The organism is Candidatus Gorgyraea atricola, assembly GCA_030765235.1.
Taxonomy (GTDB): Bacteria; Omnitrophota; Gorgyraeia; order Gorgyraeales; family Gorgyraeaceae; genus Gorgyraea; species Gorgyraea atricola.
The window spans coordinates 1-4,568 of sequence record JAVCCW010000017.1 but is presented as its reverse complement, the minus strand read 5'-3'; the positions used below and the strand labels follow the sequence as shown (position 1 = coordinate 4,568).

At 38.5% G+C, this 4,568-nt stretch carries 6 protein-coding genes; 5 read left to right on the top strand and 1 reads right to left on the bottom strand.

Annotated features, from left to right (window positions below; all coding sequences use genetic code 11):
- Positions 1-125, top strand: a 125-nt coding sequence (locus tag P9L93_03160) for a cupin domain-containing protein (GenBank protein MDP8230082.1), incomplete at its 5' end; no start/stop codon positions are given.
- A 36-nt stretch (positions 126-161) separates the two neighbouring features.
- On the opposite strand, the gene P9L93_03155 is transcribed toward P9L93_03160, so the two are convergent.
- Positions 162-347 (bottom strand): hypothetical protein, encoded by a 186-nt coding sequence (locus tag P9L93_03155; GenBank protein ID MDP8230081.1) that lies wholly within the window; start codon positions 345-347, stop codon positions 162-164.
- 90 nt (positions 348-437) lie between these two features.
- Here P9L93_03155 and P9L93_03150 point away from each other — a divergent pair, with 90 nt between their 5' ends.
- The 4 genes from P9L93_03150 to P9L93_03135 all read left to right on the top strand — a co-directional run.
- On the top strand, positions 438-1,640 hold the full coding sequence (locus tag P9L93_03150; protein MDP8230080.1) for a hydroxymethylglutaryl-CoA reductase: 1,203 nt from the start codon (positions 438-440) through the stop codon (positions 1,638-1,640).
- Between the two features lie 3 nt (positions 1,641-1,643).
- Complete coding sequence (locus tag P9L93_03145) at positions 1,644-3,833, top strand: ATP-binding protein (GenBank protein ID MDP8230079.1); 2,190 nt, start codon at positions 1,644-1,646, stop codon at positions 3,831-3,833.
- Between the two features lie 242 nt (positions 3,834-4,075).
- Positions 4,076-4,336: a toxin gene (locus P9L93_03140; protein ID MDP8230078.1), complete on the top strand. Its 261-nt coding sequence runs from the start codon at positions 4,076-4,078 to the stop codon at positions 4,334-4,336.
- The coding region (locus P9L93_03135) for a CopG family antitoxin (protein MDP8230077.1) at positions 4,333-4,568 on the top strand (236 nt) is incomplete at its 3' end. The genes P9L93_03140 and P9L93_03135, both read left to right, overlap by 4 nt.

Sequence of the window (4,568 nt, the reverse complement as noted above, 5' to 3'; positions counted from 1 at the left end):
TTGTAGACGGTAAAACTAACCGAGTAGAGTCAGGCAATATGATTATCATGCCAGCTAATAAACCGCATTCTTTAAAAGCAATAAAGCGTTTCAAGATGCTTCTTGTAATGATAAAAAAAATCTGATTCAATTTAAAGGGTAATAGAAATATCATTTTGATATCATTTTGTACCGTATTGGAAACTCCTCACCAATCTGTCCCAGAACCACTCTTCAAAGTGTCCCCTGAGCTCATCAAGCAGGTCAGGTTCTGAGGAAAAACACCTTTCTTTATAGCTAGACCACTTATAATCCGCGATATTCTCTACTATCCCAGCCTTTACAGGATTTGATTCTATTCCGCTCATGAAAACCCGTTGTCTTTGATTGCCCCTTGTGATAATATGGTAACAAGGGTAGTTCATAAAGGAATAACCAGAAAAGAAAGGGGTAACCAAATGTCTGAGAAAATCATACGCATACCTCATGATGCAAGAAAGAATTATGATGAAGATTTCGTAAAAGAGAGAAGGGAATGGTTGAGCGCGAAGACAAATACAAAATTTTCTCATATTTCCCATTATTCTATAAAGTCCACGGATGTTAAAGGAAATATAGAAAATTTTATAGGTGTTTCTCAGGTTCCGCTTGGTATTGTGGGTCCGTTAAAGATTAATGGAGAGTATGCAAAGGGTACTTTTTATGTACCTTTTGCTACTACAGAGGGCGCATTACTATCAACTTATCAGCGTGGGGCGATTGCCATTACTAAGGCGGGAGGAGTAAAAATAGGTATCCATAAGGATGAAAACCACATCGATCCTATTTTTTTACTAAAGAACTTGGAAGATGCGGAAGGATTTATTAAGTGGACGCGTGATAATTTCAATCTTTTAAGCGAAAAGGTCAAAGAAGCTACAGGGCATGGGAAGCTGATGTCAATCACCCCTTATATAATGGGGCGGAGGGTAGCGCTCAAGTTTTCTTATTACACGGAAGATGCCATGGGCGCCAACATGATTGGTATTGCTACAGATAAGATATGCAAATTTATATCAGGACACGTAAAGATAGAGAAATATCTTTTACGCTCGAATTTATCTTCCGAGAAAAAGGCTTCTGGTGTTAATCTTTTAATTGGCTATGGTAAGGAGGTCTCCGCAGAAGCTATATTACAGGAGAAGATTGTTAGAAGACATCTGAATTCATCTCCAAAAGAGATATCTCGCGCATGGCATTCGTGGGCTCTTGGAAGTTTTCACGCAGGGATAGTCGGCCCTAATGCCCATTTTGCAAATGGCCTGGCAGCTGTTTCTATTGCCTGCGGGCAAGACGCAGCGCATATAGTAAATGCATGTATAGGTATAACGATGTTAGAGATGCTAGATTCAGGAGATCTGTACACCGCATTAAAATTACCCAACATTTTAGTGGGAACAGTAGGAGGAGGTACGGCTTTAGGGACACAGCGGGAATGCTTAGAGATGATAGGTTGTTATGGCAACGGAAAATCAAAGAAATTTGCAGAGATTATAGCTGCGACACTTTTGGCAGGTGAGATTGGTATATGCGCAGGAATAACCTCCGATGAGTTTTTAGAGCCTCACATTCGGGCAAGGGTGCATACTAGAGAAAAGGCTTTTCAAGATAAGGAGACATAGTAAGTGAATCTTTTTGCATTATCAGGTTTATTAACATGCGTTATTTCGTTCATATTTGCTGTATTTTCTTGGGTCAAAGGCAAAAAATTCTTCAATAAGATATTTGCTGTTCTTAATCTGGCTATTGCTATCTGGGGATTAGGGGCCTTTAAGTTTTCTACAACACTGGATCAGGAAGCCGTATTTTTCTGGATACGGGTCGGTCATGTCGGAGTTATCTTAATACCTGTTTTCTTTATCCATTTTATTTTAGAATTTTTAGAGATAAAAAAGAAAAAAATTGTTTTCGCAAGTTACATGATAGGAGGAATATTCTTTGTATTAAATATTACAGATTGGCTAGGCCTTACTAAGGTATTCATTATCAATTTAAGGTATGTTTTTAACTCTTTTTACGTAGATTCCCCGCCAGGACCAGCTTATCCTCTTTTTGTTGCTTTCTTTTTCTTTTCCACAGTCTGGGCGCATTATTATGGCTTAAAATATCTCAAGATCTCTAGCGGATTAAAACGTATGCAGCTTAGGTATTTTCTTTTAGCATCAGCTCTGGCATTTACCGGAGGAGGTACAGCTTTCTTAATGGTATTTAATATAGACATCTATCCAACCTTACATTTTACAATATGCCTATATCCTGTAATTATGACATATGCCATTTTTAGATATCGCCTTATGGATATAAAGGTAGCACTTACCCGCGCAGGAATTTTTACTTTTGTTTATATTCTGGTATTAGGAGTTCCCTTTGGAATAGGCGCTATGGCTAAAGCGCCTCTTTCCAGAATCAGTTCCAACTGGTGGCTTTTACCAATGTTTTTATTAACGATATTAGCCAGCGCAGGGCCGTTTATTTATATTAAGTTACAGCGAAGGATTGAATCCAGGCTGAGAGCCGAGGAGTTTAAGTCTCAGGAGGCACTAAGAAGGCTCTCACACAATATGCTTCGCTTTGCAAATTTAGATAAGCTTTTAAAGTTAATAGTGCACCAGTTGATTAAAATTCTAAAGATTAAATTTGCTTTAATATATTTACATGACGCGGAGACCAATCAATATGTCCTGAAAAGTTTCTGGCAGCTCGAAGAGCATATAAAGCCCCCTGCAGAATTTTCTGAACATTCTCCATTAATTAAAGATCTTTATCTAAGAAGGCTTCCGATTGTAGCTGAGGAAGTGAAGCTCTTTGTATCCAGAGGCCCTTCTGCTCATATAAAGGGATTACTCAGCACTCTTTCTAGGCTAAAGACAAACACAGTAATTCCGTCTTTTTTACGTAATGACCTCTTGGGTTTTTTAGTGTTATCTGATCGAAGATCAAACTCAGCGTTTAGCCATGAGGATCTAAATCTTCTTATGGTCCTTTCTAATGAAGCCGCCTTGGCCATTGAGAATGCGCAATTTCATCAGAAAGAGAAGTCAATCTTGGCTGAGCGTTCCCGCAGACAGGCCTTAGCAGATATGGCCCCAGGCGCAAGTCATCAGTTCAATAACCGGTTAGTCAGCATAGGTTCTTCAGCAGAGATAGCTCTTTTAAAGCTTGAAAATATAAAAATTGACGAACTGCGGAACGAAGACGTAAAAAGATCCTTGAGGGATATAAAGAATAGCCTGGAACTTATAGATAAGGAGGTTTATAAAGGTAAAGAAATAACTTCTGCAATACTCAAAAGGTCCAAGGCTAAAGTTGAGTTTCAGAAGATAAATGTCCCCGAGTTAATTAAAGATACATACCGTCTTGTTCTGATAAGCCGCTCACATTCAGCCCTTAAAGGATTCAGAGAGCCTAAATTTGAATTGGTTATTTTAAATGAAATTCCTGATATCTTTGCAAGTGAGGCTTTATTACAGGACTGTTTCTATAATCTGATAGATAATGCCTTTGACGCTATAGATTGCGCCTCAAAGGAAAAAATAACTCAATATCAAGGCAGGGTAAAAGCAATCCTGAAACAAGAAAGCCAAAGTCTCATAATTCAGATAAAGGATAATGGGATAGGCATAAGGAAGGGAAGCCAAAGAAAACTTTTCGTGCCTTACTTTACAACAAAAGCAACTGCATATAAAGGGAGCGGTTTAGGCCTATATGTAATAAGAGACTTTATCGAGATGCATCACGGCACAATCACTTGCGATTCTGAATATGGTAAGGGCGCAGTTTTTACCATCAAACTTCCTGTAAAGAATTTTAAATAAGGATAGGACAATTGGGGACATCCTAGTATTTAAAATTCCTTCCGATTTTTAAATTTCCTAAAATAATTGCCCGCCTGCGCCAAGCAACTTTCGTGCTTGGCTTCGGCGAGACTGCGAAAAATTACAAAAAAGTAATTTTTCTTGAAAGAAAATCGCCCTCCAGATGTGTCTAATATAGTAGAGGAAAATAATTGACACAGGAGGCTATTTGTGATACACTTGTATATACAGATAGAAGGCTATTGAAAGAGTTTAAATGGAGTTCGCTGAAAAGTAAAAGGTTAAAGAGAGTGCGAGGGGCTTCTTTTGAGGATGTTGTAGAGGCGAGGCTTGTTGCCATTAAAAAGCATCCTCAAAAGGAAAATCAAAATATGATGCTTTTTGAATATAAAAATTATATATGGGCAGTACCTTTTGTAGAGGATAAATCGTACACTTTCCTAAAGACGCTTTATCCTAGCAGAAAATACACCCGAATGTATAAAAAAGGAGCGCTTAAATGAGACGCATACGATTAACAAGGCAAGAGAAGGCTACAGAAGACGATCTGATTAATGGGAAGTATATAGATATAAGTAAAGCGGAGTTCTCGCGTATCGCAGAGGCCTTGGCAGCACGCAAAAAAGACGCGATTCTGCATATCAGGGTAAACAGCCATGATCTAAATAGCATAAAAGAAAAAGCCCGAAAACTAGGCGTAAAATACCAGACCTTTATCTCAGAGGTCTTGCACCG